This window comes from Desulfosarcina sp. BuS5, assembly GCF_028752835.1.
In the GTDB taxonomy this organism is placed as follows: Bacteria; Desulfobacterota; Desulfobacteria; order Desulfobacterales; family BuS5; genus BuS5.
On the sequence record NZ_CP087952.1, the window covers coordinates 154697 to 175075 of the forward strand.

20 protein-coding genes are annotated in these 20379 nt (G+C 41.0%); 13 read left to right on the forward strand and 7 right to left on the reverse strand.

The window, feature by feature from the left end; all coding sequences use genetic code 11:
• The first annotated feature begins 134 nt into the window (after window positions 1-134).
• From BuS5_RS00760 to BuS5_RS00795, 8 genes are all read left to right on the forward strand, one after another.
• Window positions 135-698, forward strand: a complete 564-nt coding sequence (locus tag BuS5_RS00760; RefSeq protein ID WP_274427934.1) for a MarR family winged helix-turn-helix transcriptional regulator — start codon at window positions 135-137, stop codon at window positions 696-698.
• Between the two features lie 510 nt (window positions 699-1208).
• Window positions 1209-2477, forward strand: a complete 1269-nt coding sequence (locus BuS5_RS00765; RefSeq protein WP_027353448.1) for an aminomethyltransferase family protein — start codon at window positions 1209-1211, stop codon at window positions 2475-2477.
• An 81-nt stretch (window positions 2478-2558) separates the two neighbouring features.
• Entirely contained in the window at window positions 2559-2957 is a 399-nt protein-coding gene (gene gcvH, locus BuS5_RS00770) for a glycine cleavage system protein GcvH (RefSeq protein WP_027353449.1), read from the forward strand.
• Window positions 2958-2961: 4 nt separating this feature from the next.
• Window positions 2962-4290, forward strand: a complete 1329-nt coding sequence (gcvPA, locus tag BuS5_RS00775; protein ID WP_027353450.1) for an aminomethyl-transferring glycine dehydrogenase subunit GcvPA — start codon at window positions 2962-2964, stop codon at window positions 4288-4290.
• Entirely contained in the window at window positions 4287-5750 is a 1464-nt protein-coding gene (gene gcvPB, locus BuS5_RS00780; protein ID WP_027353451.1) for an aminomethyl-transferring glycine dehydrogenase subunit GcvPB, read from the forward strand. The genes gcvPA and gcvPB overlap by 4 nt, the downstream gene beginning before the upstream one ends.
• An 89-nt stretch (window positions 5751-5839) precedes the next feature.
• Entirely contained in the window at window positions 5840-6505 is a 666-nt protein-coding gene (gene lipB, locus BuS5_RS00785) for a lipoyl(octanoyl) transferase LipB (protein WP_198012208.1), read from the forward strand.
• Window positions 6487-7374, forward strand: a complete 888-nt coding sequence (gene lipA, locus BuS5_RS00790; protein WP_027353452.1) for a lipoyl synthase — start codon at window positions 6487-6489, stop codon at window positions 7372-7374. The genes lipB and lipA overlap by 19 nt, the downstream gene beginning before the upstream one ends.
• 210 nt (window positions 7375-7584) lie before the next feature.
• Window positions 7585-7785, forward strand: coding sequence for a cold-shock protein (locus BuS5_RS00795; RefSeq protein WP_027353453.1), 201 nt, complete (start codon window positions 7585-7587; stop codon window positions 7783-7785).
• Between the two features lie 343 nt (window positions 7786-8128).
• On the opposite strand, the gene BuS5_RS00800 is transcribed toward BuS5_RS00795, so the two are convergent.
• The gene (locus BuS5_RS00800; RefSeq protein ID WP_084445752.1) at window positions 8129-9853 is read right to left on the reverse strand and encodes a B12-binding domain-containing radical SAM protein; all 1725 of its coding nucleotides are present in this window, start codon (window positions 9851-9853) and stop codon (window positions 8129-8131) included.
• A gap of 331 nt (window positions 9854-10184) precedes the next feature.
• On the opposite strand from BuS5_RS00800, the gene BuS5_RS00805 reads away from it, so the two are divergent.
• The 3 genes from BuS5_RS00805 to BuS5_RS00815 all read left to right on the forward strand — a co-directional run bounded on the left by BuS5_RS00805 (window position 10185) and on the right by BuS5_RS00815 (window position 12048).
• A complete protein-coding gene (locus BuS5_RS00805; protein ID WP_051374657.1) occupies window positions 10185-11015 on the forward strand; it encodes an MBL fold metallo-hydrolase in 831 nt (276 codons plus the stop codon).
• On the forward strand, window positions 10996-11691 hold the full coding sequence (locus BuS5_RS00810) for a precorrin-2 dehydrogenase/sirohydrochlorin ferrochelatase family protein (RefSeq protein WP_035264780.1): 696 nt from the start codon (window positions 10996-10998) through the stop codon (window positions 11689-11691). The genes BuS5_RS00805 and BuS5_RS00810 overlap by 20 nt, the downstream gene beginning before the upstream one ends.
• A 63-nt stretch (window positions 11692-11754) precedes the next feature.
• Complete coding sequence (locus BuS5_RS00815; RefSeq protein WP_027353455.1) at window positions 11755-12048, forward strand: hypothetical protein; 294 nt, start codon at window positions 11755-11757, stop codon at window positions 12046-12048.
• Here the strand turns inward: BuS5_RS00815 and BuS5_RS00820 are convergent.
• From BuS5_RS00820 to BuS5_RS00835, 3 genes are all read right to left on the reverse strand, one after another.
• Window positions 12035-13393, reverse strand: a complete 1359-nt coding sequence (locus BuS5_RS00820; protein WP_035264782.1) for an ATP-binding protein — start codon at window positions 13391-13393, stop codon at window positions 12035-12037. The genes BuS5_RS00815 and BuS5_RS00820 overlap by 14 nt on opposite strands.
• Window positions 13394-14036: 643 nt before the next feature.
• Entirely contained in the window at window positions 14037-14678 is a 642-nt protein-coding gene (locus BuS5_RS00830; RefSeq protein WP_027353457.1) for a hypothetical protein, read from the reverse strand.
• 42 nt (window positions 14679-14720) lie between these two features.
• Entirely contained in the window at window positions 14721-15122 is a 402-nt protein-coding gene (locus BuS5_RS00835; RefSeq protein ID WP_027353458.1) for a roadblock/LC7 domain-containing protein, read from the reverse strand.
• 593 nt (window positions 15123-15715) lie between these two features.
• On the opposite strand from BuS5_RS00835, the gene BuS5_RS00840 reads away from it, so the two are divergent.
• Together BuS5_RS00840 and BuS5_RS00845 are read left to right on the forward strand one after the other, a co-directional pair.
• Window positions 15716-16564 (forward strand): PP2C family protein-serine/threonine phosphatase, encoded by an 849-nt coding sequence (locus tag BuS5_RS00840; RefSeq protein WP_051374658.1) that lies wholly within the window; start codon window positions 15716-15718, stop codon window positions 16562-16564.
• A 15-nt stretch (window positions 16565-16579) separates the two neighbouring features.
• On the forward strand, window positions 16580-17272 hold the full coding sequence (locus BuS5_RS00845) for an FHA domain-containing protein (RefSeq protein ID WP_027353459.1): 693 nt from the start codon (window positions 16580-16582) through the stop codon (window positions 17270-17272).
• A 117-nt stretch (window positions 17273-17389) separates the two neighbouring features.
• Here BuS5_RS00845 and BuS5_RS00850 read toward each other — a convergent pair whose 3' ends face one another.
• From BuS5_RS00850 to BuS5_RS00860, 3 genes are all read right to left on the reverse strand, one after another.
• On the reverse strand, window positions 17390-17827 hold the full coding sequence (locus tag BuS5_RS00850; RefSeq protein WP_027353460.1) for a hypothetical protein: 438 nt from the start codon (window positions 17825-17827) through the stop codon (window positions 17390-17392).
• A gap of 448 nt (window positions 17828-18275) precedes the next feature.
• Window positions 18276-18473 (reverse strand): hypothetical protein, encoded by a 198-nt coding sequence (locus BuS5_RS00855; RefSeq protein ID WP_274427654.1) that lies wholly within the window; start codon window positions 18471-18473, stop codon window positions 18276-18278.
• A gap of 234 nt (window positions 18474-18707) precedes the next feature.
• Window positions 18708-19827, reverse strand: a protein-coding gene (locus tag BuS5_RS00860) for an IS3 family transposase (protein ID WP_245266731.1) whose coding sequence is annotated in 2 segments (ribosomal slippage) — window positions 18708-19553 and window positions 19555-19827 — 1119 coding nt in all. Because the reading frame shifts where the segments join, the coding sequence is not laid out codon by codon here.
• Between the last annotated feature and the right edge of the window lie 552 nt (window positions 19828-20379).

Sequence of the window (20379 nt, forward strand, 5' to 3'; positions counted from 1 at the left end):
TAATGCAAAAATATTGGAATTTCCTTTTTTGAGTTTTAAGAATTCGGGTTTCATATGTCAGAATTAAGAAATACAAGAATTGAAACATGATTTGATTTGTATGCGATAAAATAAATACGTTGAAGTTGAAAAGGATGATTGTTGCATCAAGATATTTAAAGCCAAACAGAAAAAAAATGGAAAACAATCACAGGAAAAAAACAAATACAAAACGAGCAATATGTGATGAAGTACTTATCGCTATCAGGCGTATTATTCAATCGATTGATCTTCACTCTCGATACCTTGTGAGGCAGTTTGGCCTGACCGGTCCACAGTTGATTGTCCTGAAGGAGTTATCGAGGCTCGAAGAGGTGTCGGTAGGTGAAATAGCAAAAGCGGTCAGTCTCAGCCAGGCAACAGTCACAGGTATTCTGGAACGTCTTGAAAACCGCAGACTGATTGTCCGACAGCGCAGCAAAAAAGACAAAAGGCGGGTTCTTGTTGAGGCAACTTCTGCGTCTAAACAGCTGTTGGACAAAGCGCCGCCCCCAATGCAGGAGCATTTTATTCAACAGCTTACAAACCTCCAGGATTGGGAACAGGCGATGATTTTAAGTTCGCTTCTGAGGATAGTCTCTATGATGGATGCAAGTAAAATTGAAGCGGCACCGATTCTCGTAGCAGGACCTATTGACGAGATAGAAGAGAATCTATAGTTCTGTGCAAATGAATTGTTGGACGAAGCTGCTACGCGGCAAAAAGAATCAAATTTAAAAAAAATCGTAACTATTCAGCTCTATCATCTGCCAAGAGGGTATATATTTAAAGGAGTTGGTTCGTTATATCCATCTAAATCCATTAAGGGCAAAGATTGTTCAAGATATTAACTGGTTGAATAGATATAAGTATAGTGGGCATAGCGTCTTGATGGGGGAAAAAGAATTGCGATTGGCAGGATATAAAATATGTGCTTTCCAATTTTGGAAAAAGTATATTAAAGGGAATACAGAACTATTTTTTCTATGTGAAAAAAGGTTTAGATCAAGGAAGACGCCCTGAGTTGGTTGGTGGAGGACTAATAAGGAGCCTTGGTGGTTGGTCTGGGCCCGGAAGTTAAGATTGAAGGGTCAAGATTGCACGAAGGGGGATGAACGGATACTTGGGGATGGCGATTTTGTGATGGATGTTTTATCCAAAGCAAATGAACGGATAGAGGTTATTATTCTATGAATGACAAACCCGGCAAAACACCTCTTTATGATATTCATGTGTCAAACAACGCCAATATGGTTGTTTTCGGCGGATATGCCATGCCTTTATGGTATGCATCTGCAAAAAAAGAACATCTTGCAGTACTTACAGGAACCGGTCTTTTTGATACAAGTCATATGTCGACCCTGATAATTGAGGGGCAGGATGCTTTTGATATTATCCAGTTATGTTTTACCCGGGATATAAGCAGGTGCATGGGGGGACACAACAGACCGATTTATGACGGCAGATCGGTTTACGGGGCTTTTCTGAACATAAAGGGCTGGGTGATCGACGATGCCATTATTTTTCGTCTTAAAGAAAAATGCTACATGGCGGTTATAAATTCCGGTATGGGAAGCATTATTGCCGAACATTTAAAGAATAATATTGGAAGCCGGGATGTAAAAATTACCGACCTGACCGACAAAGTAGGCAAAATCGATATCCAGGGCATGGATTCTGCTATGATATTAAAAAAAATCCTCGCAGACCATGAAACAGTATTTAATGGAATGAAATATTTTTCATTCAAGGGCCATTTTGACACGGCTTATGCATCTATTGAGAATATACGTTTAAAAGACGGCACGCCGCTGCTTTTATCAAGAACCGGATATACCGGTGAATTCGGTTTTGAAATATTTATCAATCCTGATCATCTTGTTAAGCTCTGGAAGCTGATTATGTCTGCCGGAAAACAATACGGACTTATTCCCTGCGGCCTGGCTGCCAGGGACTCTCTCAGGGCCGGCGCTATGCTGCCCCTCTCTCATCAGGATATAGGATCATGGCCTTTTATCAATCACCCGTGGAATTTTGCGCTCCCTTTTAATTCCGACCGAACCGGCTTTACAAAAAAGTTTATCGGAGATGAGGCTTTCTTGAACATCAAGAACCCGGAATTCACATATCCGTTTGCGGGTTTTGATCTACGCAAGGTTTCCGTTTCAGATCCAGCGGTTGTGCTCGATTCGCATGGCAGTATTATCGGCGATGTTCTCACCTGCGTAACAGACATGGGAATAGGAAGACAAAAGAATCGAATCTACAGTATATCGAGCCCGAAAAAACCGGACGATTTTAATGCAAAAGGCTTATGCTGCGGTTTTATTAAAGTATTAAAGCCGCTAAAATATGGAGAAATAGTAAACCTTAAAGATAAACGGCGGGAGATTAAGGTGGAAGTTGTATCGGATATCCGTCCTGATCGTACGGCGCGGGTGGGGAGCGCTGCGCTTTAGGAGCGGCCTTCGGCCTTTAGGAGCGCTGCGCTTTAGTGGTTATGGGAGAAATTCCGGAGTATATTCTTGAGGAGGAACTAAATGAAAGATATTGATGAATTAAATATTCCTGATCATATTAAATACGGTGATACTCACGAATGGGCTGAATTAAAGGGGGATATGGTAAAAATCGGTATCAGCGATTATGCTCAGGATCAGTTGGGCGATATTGTTTTTGTGGAACTGCCTGAAGTCGGCACCTCTTTCAGCAGGGGCGATGAATTCGGTACCGTCGAATCGGTAAAGGCTGTATCGGAACTTTATATGCCGGTGGGGGGTGAGGTTTCAGCCGTCAATGCAGCTCTTGGCGATGCACCGGAACTTGTCAATAATGACCCTTACAACGCGGGCTGGATGATAGAGATAAAGTTGATCAATAAGGAGGAATTAACAGACCTGATGGATAAAACCGCTTATTTGAAGATGCTGAAAGGATAACAGGATGCGTTATCTTCCACACACAGAAGAAGAGATTGCCGCCATGCTCGATCTGGTGGGGGTGAAACGGCTGGATGATCTTTTCTCGTCTATTCCCGACAATTGCCGCAAGAAAAGTCTTAACCTTCCGGATGCAATGACTGAATGGGAATTAAACCTTCACATGGACAGTCTGGCTGAAAGCATGGCCGGGCCGCCTGCTTATAAGGTCTTCCTGGGTGCGGGCAGGTATGATCATTTTATTCCGGCTTCTGTGACCCACTTGCTGAACCGTTCTGAATTTGTGACTGCCTATACTCCTTATCAGCCTGAAATGAGCCAGGGTACCCTTCAAGCTATTTATGAGTATCAGACCCTTGCAGCCAGGTTGATGGGAGTCGATTTAGCCACGGCCTCACATTATGACGGGGCCACCGCTTTGGCGGAAGCACTCTTAATGGCGGTACGTAAAACAAAAAAAAATAAAATAGCAGTATCAGGCCTGATACATCCGGCCTGGCTGGATGTTGTAAATACTTATTTTGCGCCCGGGGACTGTGAAATTATCAGGCTACCCTGGACAAAAGAAGGAAGAACCGACCTTTCAGTTATAGAAAAAAGAGAAGATCTGGCTGCTGTTGCGATACAGTCCCCTAATTTTTTTGGATGTATAGAAGATCTTAAAGCTGCGGGTAAAAAAATAGATGCAATCAAAGCCCTCGTTATTGTATCCTTTACCGAAGCCCTGGCATACGGACTTTTAAAAAGCCCTGGGAATTGCGGCGCGGATATTGTTTGCGGTGAAGGACAGAGCCTTGGACTGCCGCAAGCCTTCGGCGGACCCGGTCTAGGCATGCTCGGCAGCAGATCCGAATTTATGCGCCTTCTTCCGGGCCGTCTGGTGGGCCGGACAAAAGATATAGACGGAATGCCCGGTTTTGTGCTGACCCTGGCAACAAGGGAGCAGCATATCCGCCGTGAAAAAGCGACTTCAAATATTTGCTCCAACAACAGCCTCTGCGCCTTGGCTGCTGTAATCTACATGGCTTCCCTCGGCGGAACAGGTATTCGACAACTGGCCCAGCTTAACCATGACAAGGCCCAATACCTGAAAACTGAACTGAAAAAAGCCGGTTTTAACATTCCGTATTCAAGCCCGGTTTTTAATGAGTTTGTAGTTGAGTTCCAGCCGGATTTTAAAAAAATATATGACCGGCTCCTGGAAAAGAAAATTATAGCCGGTCTTAATATAGAGCCATATTTCCCCGAACTGCCTGGTCGGTATCTCTTGTGCGTTACAGAAACCATTACCAAAAAAGATATGGATGCTTTAATAAAAGAGGTGCAATTATGAATGACAATTCGGTTGCCGGAGGCCTGATTCTAAACGAAAAAATGCTCTGGGAGCGTGGAAAAAAAGGGAGATCCGGTTTTTCCCTGCCGAAGCGTGATGTAAAAGAATGCCTGCTTGATCACGAACTTACAGGCTCAGGATCAGGACCCGATTTGCCGGACCTTAGCGAAATAGATGTTATTCGCCATTTTACAAGGCTATCCACCTGGAATTTCGGTATAGATACCGGCCTGTATCCTTTGGGCTCCTGCACCATGAAATATAATCCCAAAACCAACGAAAGGCAGGCGGCTCTTACAGGTCTGGCAGGCTCTCATCCCCTGCTGCCTTCTGATTTTTCCCAGGGCGCGCTGGAATTGATGTTCAAGTTAGAGCAGTTTCTGGCGGAAATAACAGGGCTGGATGCGGCTACACTTCAGCCCGGAGCCGGTGCCCATGGAGAACTATCCGGAATGCTTATGATCAACGCCTGGCACAAGGCCAAGGGCTCGCCCAGATCAAAAATCATAATCCCGGATACCGCTCATGGAACAAACCCCGCAAGTGCTGCGCTCTGCGGATTCACGCCGGTGCATATACTGTCAAATGAGAAAGGCATCCTTTCTTCCGAAGATGTTGCTGCTGTAATGGATGATGATACAGCCGGTATCATGGTAACAAATCCCAATACTCTGGGTCTGTTCGAAGAAAACATCGTGCAAATAACCGAATTGGTACATGCAAAGGGAGGGCTGGTATATTGTGACGGCGCAAACCTGAATGCCGTTATGGGAATTGTCGATATGAAGAGAATCGGGATAGATATAATGCACCTGAATCTGCATAAAACATTTTCAACCCCCCACGGAGGGGGCGGTCCCGGTTCCGGTCCTGTCTGTGTTACAAAGATGCTTGAACCTTTTTTGCCGGTCCCCAGGGTTATAAAAAAAGGCGGCAAGTATATTCTTTCGGAAGAATTTCCCAATTCCATAGGCCGGCTGCTCGCCTTTCACGGGCATTTCAGCGTTCTGGTAAAAGCCTACAGCTATATCCTCAGTATGGGAGCCGAGGGATTAAAAAAAGCCAGCAGTCTGGCCGTTCTTAATGCAAATTATATTAAAGAGAAGCTCAAGGACCTGTTTCATCTTCAATTTGACCGCCCCTGTATGCACGAAGTTGTTTTTTCGGATCATAAGCAGGAGCAGAATAAGATCTCGACCCTCGATATTGCCAAGCGCCTGATGGATTTCGGTTTTCACCCGCCTACTATCTATTTCCCGCTGGTGGTCAAAGGCGCGATCATGATTGAACCGACTGAAACCGAATCAAAGGATGATATAGATTCTTTTATTGCCGCAATGAGAACAATTGCCCATGAGGCGGACAACGACCCTGAAATTCTCAGACAGGCTCCTTCAAAATGCAAAGTCAAACGGATGGACGAAACAACTGCGGCTCGCAAGCCGCAGCTTTGCGGGTAACAACGTGAGCGCGTCAGTTAGGTATGTATTCCGGTTTAATGACCAATTTAAAAAATAAAAGGCGTTGTTTTGTTCTGGATTTGCCTCTAATGGAGTATTCAGAAGCCCTGGGCTTGCAGCGCAGGATTGTATCGGCAATCAACGACAAGGTTATTGGCGCGGATATTTTGCTGGTGCTGGAACATCATCCGGTCTTTACATTGGGCAGCCGGGGCGGTCTTGAAAACATTCTTGTTTTAGACGATTTTTTAAGAAAAAAGGGTATCCGGGTAATAGATGCGGAACGTGGAGGGGATATTACATTTCACGGGCCTGGACAAATTGTGGTCTATCCTGTTATTAATCTGCCGGGATCCGGATTAAGGGTAGCCGACTTTGTCTCGGGTCTTGAGGAGATGATGATACGGGCTGCAGCAGACTGGGGTATTTATGCAAAAAGAGATCTCAGAAACAGGGGCGCCTGGGTCGGAAATAAAAAACTCGGAAGCGTTGGGATCAGAATCCGCCGCGGCACCAGTTTCCACGGTCTTGCCCTGAACGTGAATATTTCCCTGGAACCTTTTAAATGGATAAATCCCTGCGGAATTAAAAATATTGAAATGACCTCTTTTAAAAAGGAGCTTTCCCGCAAAATTTCCATGCCCGGGATACGGAAAACCGTAATGAATCTATTTGCGGATATCTTTAAAAAGGATCTTATTAAAACAGATCTAACAAAATTACAGGAAATGATAAAATGTCCGGCAACAGCCTGAAAAAACCGGATTGGCTCCGCATCAGCCTTCCAAAGGGGCCTGAATATGAAAGATTAAGATCCCTCATAAAAAAACACCGGCTCAATACAGTCTGTGTGGAGGCGAAATGCCCCAATATATTTGAATGTTTTTCCCGGAATACGGCAACCTTTCTGATTCTCGGCCCCAATTGCACCCGCAATTGCCGTTTCTGCTCAATCGGAACCGGAAAAACCGGACCACCCGATCCGGAAGAACCTGTCCGGGTTGCAATGGCTGCCTCACAAATGAATCTGCGCTATGTAGTGGTAACCTCAGTTACCCGGGATGATCTTCCCGACGGCGGGGCCGGAATATTTGCAGAGACAATCATTGAAATTAAAAAAAGAATAACATCTGCGCGTGTGGAAGTATTGATTCCAGATTTCAAAGGAGACCGGGAAGGGCTGAAAACTGTTCTTTTCGCTGGCCCTGACGTATTAAACCACAATATAGAAACCGTTTCCCGCCTCTACCCGCGGGTCAGGCCCGTAGCAGAATACCAACGATCACTTACGCTGCTGAAACGGGTAAAAAAATATGCCCCGGACATTTTTATCAAATCAGGCATAATGCTAGGCCTTGGTGAAGAGGATCATGAGATAATGGAAACACTGAACGACCTTTATGATTATGGATGCAGGATACTTACCATTGGTCAGTATCTTCAGCCCACAAGGGCTCATCTTCCTGTTCACAGGTATCTGTCTCCGGATGAATTCGATAAATGGCGCACAACCGCCATTACTACAGGATTTTATCAAGTTTCGTCAGGGCCTTTTGTGAGAAGCTCATATAACGCCAGGGAGATGTTCCAATGCCACTGTAAAAAAAAAGATACATTCAGCTAAAAATAATTTGATATTATTTAATACTTATGATATCATTATAAAAAAGCTTATAAATCTTGCTTTATTTTTTACTTAAAATGCGTCTTTGTTGACGTATCGAGGCCTTTTTAAAGGCCTCGGATCGGTTTCGTTCGTGTGGGGAAATATTTGTCGAAGTGACAAGATCCTAAAACGTGGAACCATTAATTTTTTTTAAAGGAGTTTGTCACAATGGAGAATGGAGTTGTAAAATGGTTCAATGAGCAAAAAGGTTATGGCTTTATTGAGCAGGAAAACGGGCCTGATGTATTTGTCCATCACTCAGGAATTAATGCATCCGGATTTAAATCTCTCAACGAAGGAGACCGGGTTACGTTCGACATTGAGCAAGGCCAGAAAGGTCCTTCCGCAGTCAATGTAAGTGTAGTTTAGCTCAACATTTTATTTTAAAAAGGCGCTCAAGCTATAGATTGTCAGATAATAAATTTCACAAGGCCAGAGGGAGGAAGGCGTATTGTAATACGCCAACGACCGATAACGCAGTGAAATTATTTATGTGACAATCTATATTAACGACGAGCGCTTTTTTTGTCTTATTCCAGGGACTACAGTCGGTTGAATCCTCCGTAACAGCCTGCGACAGGATATGCTTGCCCTTTGATCCTGCATTTCGGGAACCCCCCACCCATTTCGTCCCAGATTTTACAGTGATGCATAATAAAAATATTAGTGTAAGAGCACTATGACATTGAACCGTTAACTGTAAATAGTTTATTTATATAAAACGTAACTTTTCCATGAACAACATCTCCTGTTGCGTATCCCCCAGAGCCTTGTAACAGTTTGCAATATGGCCGACAGCATCCTTTGAATCCTGAAATTTCAGCAAGCATGAGAGTGCTTCGTCGTATTTCCCCAAATTCATCCATGTTATCCCGAGACAGATGTTCAAAGGTTCGCTCTCCGGATAATGACTGACACCTTGCTTAAGTGTAGATGCGGATTCTTCGTACATCCCGCATTTCTGCTGTATAATACCAAGACCGAGATAGGCCCTGTGATCGGGATAATAATCAAGCGCTTTCTGATATAAGCCGGCAGCGGTCCTGTCCTTATATTTGATTTTGTCAATCCCTGCATAATCCCCATGACTGAAGGTCATGCCCAACCGTGAATAGAAATCGGCATGATACGCATAAAGCTCCTTTTTATCAGCAAGACTTATATTATCCGCAAAACCATGAATGTTATCATAATAGCTAAATCTCAATTTTTTTCCAAAATCTACAACCGCTTCTCCTGGGAGATCGGGGTCTGTTTCGAAATAGGGTATATCCTCTACTCTATTAAGCCAAATATCGTCGTCCAGTTTAAGTCGTTGCTTGAAATCCTCATAAAGCGCTGTGCCTGGAAACAATACCAAAATATAAAATATTATGCTTAAGGGTTTTATTTGCTGGATAAGATCTATGGTTTCCTGGATAGTTATTTCATTTTCTCCGGGACAGCCGTAAATAAAATAGGCCCTGGCAAGTATTCCGTACTTTACCGTCAGGGCAAAAGCCTTTTTGATATCATCGGTCTTAATTGCCTTGTTCAGCTTGTTTCTGATTTTCTCAGAACCGCTTTCCACACCGTAACTGATCTGGGTGCAGCCGGCCTTCCTCATCCACAATAGAATCTCTTCATTTATATAATTGACACGTGAAATCGCCGACCATGAGATGTGGAGATTACGTTCGATAATTTTTTGACAAATTTCTATTACAAGCTTTTTTTTAAGAGTAAAAGTATCATCTGAAAAATAAAAAAAGGTGACACCTTTTTTATAAAGAATATCCAACTGGTCTACAAAGTAGTCTGGGGAATGAAATCTTACTCCCCTTCCCCAGAATTGCGGTGATCCGCAGAAAGAACAGCAGCCGGGGCAACCACGGGTCAAGGAAAGATGCTGATAGGTAAAATACCGGGCAGGATTGGGAAGTTTGTTCAGATCCTGGATATGATTGCGTGCCTCATTTTTTTTAACTCTCTCCCCATCTCTGAATGCTATCCCTTCAATATCTTCTACATTCAAAGCAATTTTACCTTGCAGCGACTCCAGGAGATTCAAAAAAGAATATTCACCTTCTCCTGTTATGACAAAGTCTATCTCCTTAAAATGAACCAGAAGATGTTCCCATAAAAATGTTGCCCCTATGCCGCCGAAGACAATCCTCACATCAGGAAAAATATCCCTTGCTATACGAGCAATCTCAATTCCGCCCCATCGATTTGCATGGAGGATGGAAAATCCTATCAGATTCGGTTTTTTTTCGACAAGTATGTTTCTGATTATCGGTGAATCCTTATCAAGATCATAAAAATTCAGGATCTCCACATCATAATGATTTTCCTTTAACAGGGCGCCTATATAATAGAGGCCCATGGGAACCACGCTGATGTCATCTTCCTGAATGCGTTTATCTATAGAGTAAGGATATATGAGAAGTATCTTCACATCATAAACCTATGACGGTAATAACAACCCATCATAACAGCCTTCCGACGAGCTTTTTTTGCATTTTTCGGTATTTGCTTTTGTCATTGAACAACGACATGCGGGATTCATTTCTTAACCCGCCTGAATGTGGCATTCTATCAAAAGGCAATATTTTTATCTATATTTTTATTGAAACAAATTTTTTTTTATTCATAAAATGTTATTATAATTGATGCTGTATAGAGGGTGCGCCGGGGCTGGATAAAAAAATACTTCTTTGAATTTGAAAAATATCTGTGATAGAAGTTTTAGTATAATAAATACCGAAATACCGTGCTGCCGGAAGAAAATGACTCATTTAGACTATAACGACATCACCGTGACAATCCTTGGCTCCGGGACATGTGTGCCATCTTTGAGAAGAAGCTCTTGTTCCGTACTCGTTCAAACCGGGGGGCGGCAGCTTCTCTTTGATGCCGGGCAGGGAACCATCAGGAGGCTCCTGGAGGCAGGTATAACGATATTTGAGATTTCACACATTTTCTTCAGTCATTTCCACCCCGACCATACCGGCGAACTTGTGCCGTTTCTATTTTCAACCAGGTATTCTGACGAAAAAAAAAGAAAAAAACCGCTTGTAATCGCCGGGGGAAAGGGATTCGCATCATTTTACAGCGGACTTAAAGCTGTATACGGTATATGGATAGAACTTGACGAGGAGATATTAAAAATTATTGAGTTTGATAATGCGGCCCGCGATATGCGTAAATTCAACAATTTTACCATTGAAACAATACCCGTTCAACATAATGAAGAGAGTATCGCGTACAGAATTATAAGTCCGGCCGGTACAGTCATTGTCTATTCAGGCGACACGGACTTCTCCCTTAACCTGGTTGATCTGGCGCAAAATGCCGATTTACTGATTTGTGAAGCATCATTTCCTGACAGCAAAAAAGTAAAAGGCCATCTGACCCCGTCCCTGGCCGGAGAGATTGCTTCAAAAGCAAATGTAAAAAAGCTTGCGCTTACCCACTTTTACCCGATCTGTGATGAGTATGATATTAAAAAAGAATGCCGTAAAAATTATGATGGACAGATTATTCTGGCTGAGGATCATTTGAGAATCAGCATTCCTGCTTGTAAAGGCCGAAAAAAAAATGAAATATTATCCTGTTAATCTTGATGTAAATGGTAAAAAATGTCTGGTCGTAGGAGGGGGTTCGGTTGGCGGCCGAAAAATAAAAACACTTCTCGACTGCGGCGCCATGGTTACAGTTATAAGCCCGGTGGTTACACAAAAAGTACAAAACCTCGCCGATAACGGTTCCATAATGTTAAAAAAAAGACCTTACCTGACATCCGATATTGACGAAAAAACCTTCCTTGTTATCGGAGCAACCGACAATGATAATCTAAACCGTCTGATACATAAAGATGCGGAACGTTTTAATATGCTCTGTAACATAGCTGACCGGCCTGAGGTGTGCAATTTTATTCTGCCTGCCATAGTTAACAGGGGCGACCTGATAATAGCCGTTTCAACCTCCGGCAAGAGCCCGGCTTTTGCCAAAAAGTTGAGGCAGCGGCTTGAAAAAGAGTATGGCGATGAATATGCGGAATTTCTAAAATTAATGGGGGCCATTCGTGAAAAACTGTTAATCGGTGAGTACGAACCCGAAGAGCATAAACATCTTTTTGAAGAATCTATATCCAAAGGGCTGCTTGAGATGATCAAAGATGGAAAAGAAGATAAGATTGACGCACTTCTGGGCGAGATATTCGGAACAGAATATAGACTGAGCAGTCTGAAAAAAAAATTAAATAGAGACGGAAGAGTACCAGGACAAAGATGAATATCCGGAAAAAGATGATCCTGTGTCTTTTCGGGGGTAGAGCAATATAAATATATAAAAGGTATGGAAGCTAAAACCAAACAAAAACGAAAGCCGCTGTACCGGCGAGTTCCAGTTGAAAAGATCCGCCTGCAGGAGCGGGATCGGAAGATCATTTATGAGGTTTTCCGTTACCGATTTTTGAATTTCCGCCATATCATCGCCCTCACGGGCGGGCAGCCCGCAAAGGATACTAAGGCGCTTGCAAAGCCTGTTTCACGCCGATTATTTGAGCCGTCCGGTGGAGGATGTCAAGGGATATCCGTGACATCAAAAGTAGTTTTGAATTTACCAAAAAACCCATTCACTGTTTTTTAAATTTTTCTGTGGGATATAACTGCTCTTTTACGTTATTTTTCTTAAAATATTCTATAATATTTGATCTGGTGGCCAGGTAGATTGGCAGATTGATAATGATCCGCCCTTTATCTACTATCTTTTCATAAGGAGCGGCGGAAACCAGTATGCCAAATTTTTGTCCGGTTAAATCCAGATAATGTATAATATTTTTATAATGTCTTTTCTGTATTGACGTCGTGGCCTTGCATTCAACAGGTATTCGGGTTCTTGCATCTATAATAGCTACAATAAAATCGACTTCAATACCCGCCTGTTTGCTTTTTTTCCATGTGGCAACAGATTTAAATGCCGAAGCTCCTTGAAGAAGATTTAACAAAACAGCATTCTCAAATACCCCTCCAAGTGGTGTCCTCAATCCCGGATCAATAGTGCCTATCAAGGAAATCGCAGGAACAGCCAAACTTCTGAACATATTTACAACACCGAGATCATGAAGATATCTTTTTGGAAGAAAATCGCTGTGATTGGGATCTAAAGAATACTGAGAGACTTCAAGTATAATATGCCAGGATTTCATTGCTTCCAAAATCTGTTTTGCATGATATTTGGTTGCATCAATATGGGTATATTTTGACGGACTTCCAATATGATTGGCTACAGAGCGAAGCGTATTTATAAACAAACCGGGCTGGTATGCTTCTTTTCTTTCAAAATCTTCTTCAAGAGATGCAATAATTTCTTCAATAATGTCAGATGATGGTTTGCCTGATTTAAATGCTTTAACAGCTTCAGGATAGCCTCCGATTAGCATATAATCATCAAAAAGCTCCAGCAAAAGTATGTGTCTTGACTCTGGTGTTTTTTCCGGCGCTGAGAGAATATATTCATACAGAGGCTTTCCTTTTACAAATTTGACGAATTCGGAAAAGGAAAAACTAAAAATACACATGCTTTTCATTCTGCCGACAGGTATTCGCGCACCTGCAGGAAAAAATCTGTTCATCGAAGAACCTGTCAGAATCACTTTAATGTCATGCCAGTCTTCTTTAAACGATTTGACATACTCTGCCAGTTTCCTGCATTCCTGGGCTTCATCAAAAAACAGGATTGACCCGGGCTGAAGATTATATCTATCAGTCATCAGGGTGCTAAAATCGAAAAAATCTTCTGTTTTTGAAATTTCCCGGCGTATTTTCGGATTTTTTTCCAGGTCATAAGCCAGATACGGTCTGCCTATGGTTTTTAAAACGCTGTTCACAAGATAGGATTTCCCAACCTGCCTGGCACCTTCAATGATAATCACATCATTGTCAGCTCGATCTGTAATAAGATCTTGTAATCTGTCATAGATTTCCCGTTTCATAAAAAAACTATTAACACTTTTTAACATTTTTATCAAATAAATTTATCAAAATTAGCGATTTTTATAAAATCAATTGTTTTAAAAAACGCTATTCTTGATAAACTACAAAAACGGAATCGTCCTTCAAATCTCATTCATTAAAACCTCATTAACCTCATTACTCGTCAACCCCAAATATCGCATAGTAACCGCCGGACTGGTATGATTAAACCGTTTGGCCAAAATCTCAAACCCCACCCCGAACTCTGTCCTCTGGATATATCCGAAAGTTTTCCGCAAAATATGAGCCCCATAATTACCGGAAAGATTAATTTCCCCTGTCCATTTTTTAACTAGGGCATTGACCGACTGATCGGGTTAAAGCCTTTTGCGCTGCCGTGAATATTTTGATGAAAAAGTCACAATTAAAAGGGTTAGAGAATTGCGAACTACCATTTTAAATGAATTGTTTCATGGCCAAGAGAGCCCCGATACAGCTATGGAGGGGAATAATATTGGCAAAAAACAAATCATATCATGCAAAAACCTAACCGGACATCACTGAATATTAATCTTCTATTTTTCCGTTGATTAATCTGTTTTTAGCAATTGCTATTGATTTATAGAGCTTATCACCTGAATAATTTCATTACCTTATTAAGAATTATCTTAAACTTATCAACAACCCCCTTAATACCTTAAATTCGTTTTTTATAAGATGCTTCATATCATCCAAAGATTCTATTACAGCTTTTCCTGGAGGGAGATCATCATCATTATTATGTGCCTGCTCAACCATTTCTTTCTTGATCGCAGGCTCCACGGTATGTTCGGCTTGTTCTACGGCCCCTGTATCTTTTTGTATCATTTTTGACTTCAATTCTGAAAAATCCCTGGCCCTTGAGGCAAGGATGATTTTCTTCTCAACATCAGTAATGTCTTTGGATATAATAATTTTTTCCAGACTTTTATATGATAATATCAAAAGTTTTATTGCATCCGGATGAGCATTTGCTTTTTTATCCTTGATATATTTCCCTAGAGAGCCAAGAAGCTTTAGAAACATCAGTACAATTTTGTCATTTCTATAAAAGGTAGTCTGCAACCTGTCGATCTGTTCTATAAATTCTATCAACACATCATCAGTAATCTCCCAGTCTATAGAGAGTACTATTGTTTTGAGCCACTTCAATGGTGAACCATCCAAAGAAGATTCACCCTCAGCAAACATTTCGTTTTCTTTAAAAAAATCTTTCATACGACTTTCAAATTCACTGCGAAAACCGCCCTGTTTTTTTTTATTCAATTAACCGCCTCCCGTGTTAATCTCTTTGTACTGAAATTATGCTCAGTTAGAAGGGCCGCTAAGTAGTTTTGCTATTTTTCTGACAGCCTCATCTACTTTTAATCGTAAAAAACCCAAGGAGACATCATTACCGAATATAGTTATAAGCAAAAAATCGGGCAGAACCTTGCTGAAATGTATGTTTTCTTTTTTCCCCTTATGAAAAAGTAAAGAGAATTCCTGTTCCCCGACAATTTTTGCCATGGCGGCAACCGCTCCGAAATTACCGGCTGCTAACGCTGCCAGAGAATAGACATCATGATCTACATTCCCGTTGTCCAGGTTGGCGATTACATTTCCGGCCATATCTATGAGAATTACGCTTTTTATGCCGAGTTCCATAAGTTCTTTTTGCAAGATACGATCAATATCATCAAGCTGTTTTTGAGTAAGTATATAAGACAAGTATCCACCCCTAACCCGGATAAACCGGAATGTTCAATTGCGAATTGTCGGTATTATAGATGATTAAAAAATCACTATTTGAAATTATTTATCTGAAAATTGACAATCAATTTGAAAGAGCTGATTATATCAGGCGTATTTTTCGAATATCGAATATAGACAGCAAATTTTATGCCAAACATAGGACTTGCTAAATAATGTCTGTTTTGTTCACAATCCGTATATAGATTTTCACATGAACAATTCTACTGGGTTATCGGTAAAAACCTGAGTATTGGTACTACAGGTAGGCTTCCCTCGGATTTTTCTCTCTATACTTGTAGCAATTCTAATTATGGCATATTTTTATCTATATATAGATTATGGAGCATAGTATTACTACAATATGATGTGCCACAGCATCCCAAAATGAGAATTGCTGCTATACTTGTGCCAAATTTTAAAATAGGGTAATTATCTGAAAATTTATAGCTCGTTTGCTTGGCGCAATATGGCATATATCTTGCTTATTTGTAAAACTATTAAAAAATTAAACAGCTCGGCCGGGAACTGGATAAAATTTTGACGAAAAATAAAAGAAAAAAGGAGCGTCAATGATTGCTGTTGAATCTGCAGGCTTAACAGATGTTGGGAAAAAGCGGAAAGGAAATGAAGATGCCCTTGTCCTGGATGATACCCTGAGTCTATATATGGTAGCCGACGGTATGGGAGGGCACCTGGCCGGAGAGGTCGCCAGCAAAATAGTTGTGGATACAATCCCTGACTTTTTGCGTGACCCTCAGGGCGTTCAAGGGGAAACCGCAGATCTTGAAGATGAAAGCCTGTCAACAGAGGCGAAAAGACTGCTTTCCAGCATTGAACAGGCCAATCACGAAGTCTTTAGCAGCGCCCAGAAAAAGGAATCATGTCGCGGAATGGGATCCACAGTATCAGCAATCTATTTTACAGATCAAACATTCATTGCCGCCAATGTAGGCGACAGTCCAATATATTTGGTGCATAACGGAGACATAGAAACTGTTTCTGTGCCGCATACTGTCCTGGCGCAACAGGCTGCACTGGATCCTGACAAGGCGGAACGTTTTGAGAGCAGGTACAAGCATATCCTTACAAGGGCGATCGGAGTTAACGAAAGCGTTCAGTCCGATATATGTGAAAGCCAGTCTTTTAAGGATGATATTTTTATAATCTGCTCAGACGGCCTTTCCGATAAGGTTTCTCCGGAAGAAATACGTGACGTGGTAAATATTCAATCACCCGCAAAAGCCTGCCATACATTGGTGGATATTGCAAACAAGCGGGGGGGGGATGACAATATTACCGTAATTGTAGTGAAAGTAATCAAAACAGGCAAAAAAGATAAATGCAGAATTGTAAAACTATTTTTGCGAATTGCCGGTGGTTTGAGTAATATTCCGTTAATAAAAATATTTAAAAAATGAGAGGATCTTTTTACTATGCCGACCCTTATATTAAAGTTTAAGGATAAAGTCATCAAAGAGTTCGCCTTGGATAAAGGCACCAACATTACCATCGGACGACATGATAAAAATGATGTGGTAATCGACAATCTGGCGGTTTCCGGATACCACGCCAAAGTGGATTCGGTTGGAGAAGGGTTTCTAGTTACAGACCTGCAGAGTAAAAACGGAACATTTGTCAATGAAAAGAAAATCAATTCCCATTATCTTAATAACAACGATGTTGTGCTTATAGGAAAGCATTCACTTGCATTTGCTTACAGGGCAAATGAATCCAAGCCCGACGAGACTGTTGCCGACATGGATCGTACTATGGTAATGGACACAGGCAAGTATAAAGAGATGATGGGCAAAAACGAGTCTGAAAAACTTGAAAACAAAGAGGGTACCCTTTCAATTCTCTCGGGAAACAAGGAAGAGATACTTTTAAACAAAAAAATTACAAGAATAGGCAAGGCCGGTGATAGTGACATTATTGTCGGAGGGTTGCTGACAGGCAAGACAGCAGCTACCATAAGCAAGCGACCAGGCGGTTATTTCTTAAGCTATGTTGAGGGTATGAACAAGCCGAAAGTGAATGGTGATACTATGACCGGATCCGTCCAGCTACAAGAGTTTGATATGATTTCCATCGGTTCAGGAAAAATGCAGTTTGTTTACAAAAATTAGAAGATGGAATCTTGGAGGTTACTCTTGCATAGGGACGCAGGGTCAGGTCTCAACATTTGACTGCATGTTTTCAAGTGTCAAAAGTTGAAACATAGCCTCGCCGTTTCTCTGTTTTTATTACTTGAGCATTGGGTCGCTTTCGATCTGCTTGATAAGATCAGCACTCTGCTGCATTACTCGATTATATTCCGCCTTCTGGTCAGAACTTATTTGTTTCTGGTGCGGGCCGAATTGGTGAGGCTTATTATAAATATCATTAAGCAAACGATTCGTTTTTTGCATAATCCGATTATATTTGGCCTTTTCTTCAGGAGTCATTTGCGATTTTTGGTCTCCTTGTCCTGTTTTTTTCGGAACCTTCCAGTTGTCGCGGTTGTTGATATAGTTCTGACCTGCCTGACCGTAAGTACCTCCATATTTAAGCGTAGTTGAAGCAGAGTTTTTAGCGGAAGACTTGCGAGAGTAATGGTCACTCCATTCCGCCATGGCCGGTTCTACACACAGAAAGCCTGTTGCTATGAAACCTGCAATCATTAAGAAAAATACATACTTCATAGTGATACCTCCTTTTCGGAAAACACCTGATTAACTAATTGTAACCGTTCACGGTTATAGGTTCACAGTTTAAGGTACTCCCCATTGTCAAGACAAAAAACAAGGTTTTTTAAGGTGCGCTTTTGAGCTATAAATAATCCTGAAAATTAAAAAAATAATAGTAAATAAAAAAAATATGTTTCTGTTTATCATAAAAATGTTCATAAACAACTTAACTAATTGATTTAATAAATAATAATACCATTCTAAAATGTTCATAACTTATTGATAAAATGTTTATAACTTTTTTGTATCTCATTAACATACTGTTAAAATTCAATATTAATATGTTTATAACTTATGCCGCACGTTGAATAGGGCATTCACCAAAATATATTATTTTTACAACCTCACATTGATCACCATTGCTGATAAATCTTGCCTGTTACTTCCTTTAATTTGTCCGATCTTAACTATCAATTTCGTAATCATCCGGCAAATTCAAAAAATCTTTTTTCGCCAATTGACTCTCAATTAAATAACCAATTTGACCATTCCTCTTGAGCTGTGAAATCATCCACTGTGGTAATCTAATTGTCACAAGCTCTCGTTTCAAATGGTCTGGTTTCTTTTTTCGACCAGCCCCTGCACGTTTTCCTCCTCTCATTTTTTTACCTCCAAAACATATAGTATGTTGAATTAAGTGCAACGCTATTCAAAAAATCATCCTAAAAATACGCTATATATTTGATTAGCGTTATGCAATATTCAAACAAACTCTACTACCAACTGATTATGTGTTGGATAGTACGCTTTTATCTTGTTTGCAGCAGGAAACATTTTTTATAATATCAATACGACTTAATGGTATTCTAATTAATTATACAAAGTGGTTCTGAAATTACCCTGGAAAAGTTTTAAAATATATCTCTGCCGGGGTCTGGTAATCCAAAGATTGATGGAGTCGTTCATTATTGTAAAAGCCAAAATATTCTCCAATGTTTTGAATAGCCTCCCTGACGGTCTCATAATTGTGAAGATAAACACGTTCATATTTCACGGTACGCCAAAGGCGCTCTACGAAAATGTTATCCAGAGCACGGCCCCGGCCGTCCATGCTGATCTTCACATCGGCTTTTTTTAAAACGCCGGTAAAGGCATCACTGGTAAACTGACTGCCTTGATCCGTGTTAAAAATCTTAGGTTTTGCAATTTTTAAGGCACCCTGTAAGGCTTTTATACAAAAATCCTTATCCAATGTGGTTGAAAATTCGTAGCTCAGGACATACCGACTAAACCAGTCTATCACTGCTACAAGATAGATAAAACCTGAATTCAAACGGATATAGGTAATATCCGTTGACCACACCTGGTCAACTTGCTCAATGGAAACGCCTCGCAGCAAGTATGGATAAATTTTATGCTCTTTTGATGCTTTGCTCAAATTTGGTTTTGGATATATAGCTTCAAGTCCCATAAGCCGCATCAAACGTCTTATTCGTTTAGGATTAACAGTGTGCCCTTGTCGCTTTAATACGGCCGTCATTTTTTCAACACCGTAGAACGGATATCGGGTATATTCTTCGTCTATCAATCGCATGAGAGCCAGGTTATAGCTCTCATCTTTGCAGGATTGATAGTAATAGGTTGATCTGTTTATTCCCAAAAGATCACACTGGCGCATTACCGGTATCAAAGAATGATTCGGCTCAATGTATTGACGCTTTATATCAATTGAGAAGGTTAGATTTTTTTTTTAGCCAGTCCAATTCGACCTTTAATTGGCCGATTTGTTGGTAAAGCTCCGCCTGGAATTCTTCAGCGTCTTTTTCTTTTTTTTGACGCTTTTTTGAAAATATATCGGGCAATTCTTCTAATAGACGCTTTCGCCATTGATTTATTTGATTTGAATGAACTCCATATTCACTAGATAGTTGAGAAATCGTCTTTTCCTTTTTAACCGTTTCAAGCGCTACTTTAGCTTTGAATGATGCACTGTAATTTTTTCGAATTTTACCCATTAATGAGCCTCCTTTTTGTTGATCAGGATATACTCATTTTACACCTTAAACAACTGTCCAGTTTTTGGGGAGTATTATAGTTAACGGTTGAAAAATACAGCGGGTTTCGGTGGATTCGCTTCGCTTAATCCACCCTACAAACTTACGTTGCTCTTGAACCGTAGGGTGGATTAAGGAGCGTAAGCGACGAATCCACCAAAGTAGCTGTCCCGCCTTACGTTGATGGCCTGAGATTCAATTTATAAACAGGAAATTATGCCGCTTGTAACCGTGAACGGTTACTCTTGCCGGATGTTTTGATTGCCGGAAGAATTACAACACAATTCCCCCAAATTCCCTTCCATACGATGACCACCAAGCGTAACCAAAAACAGCAAAAAGCATTCGATTTGCTCCAGACGATACGTGTGTAGACAGTACGATCGCATCAAGGCGAATTCTAACAATTTGTATTGACAGGATATTTGTGCTTTTTTAAAAAGGGAACTTCAGATTAAAGGATGTATGTTGAAGAAAAAAATGACAAACTGTTTATTAACAATAAACAGTTTG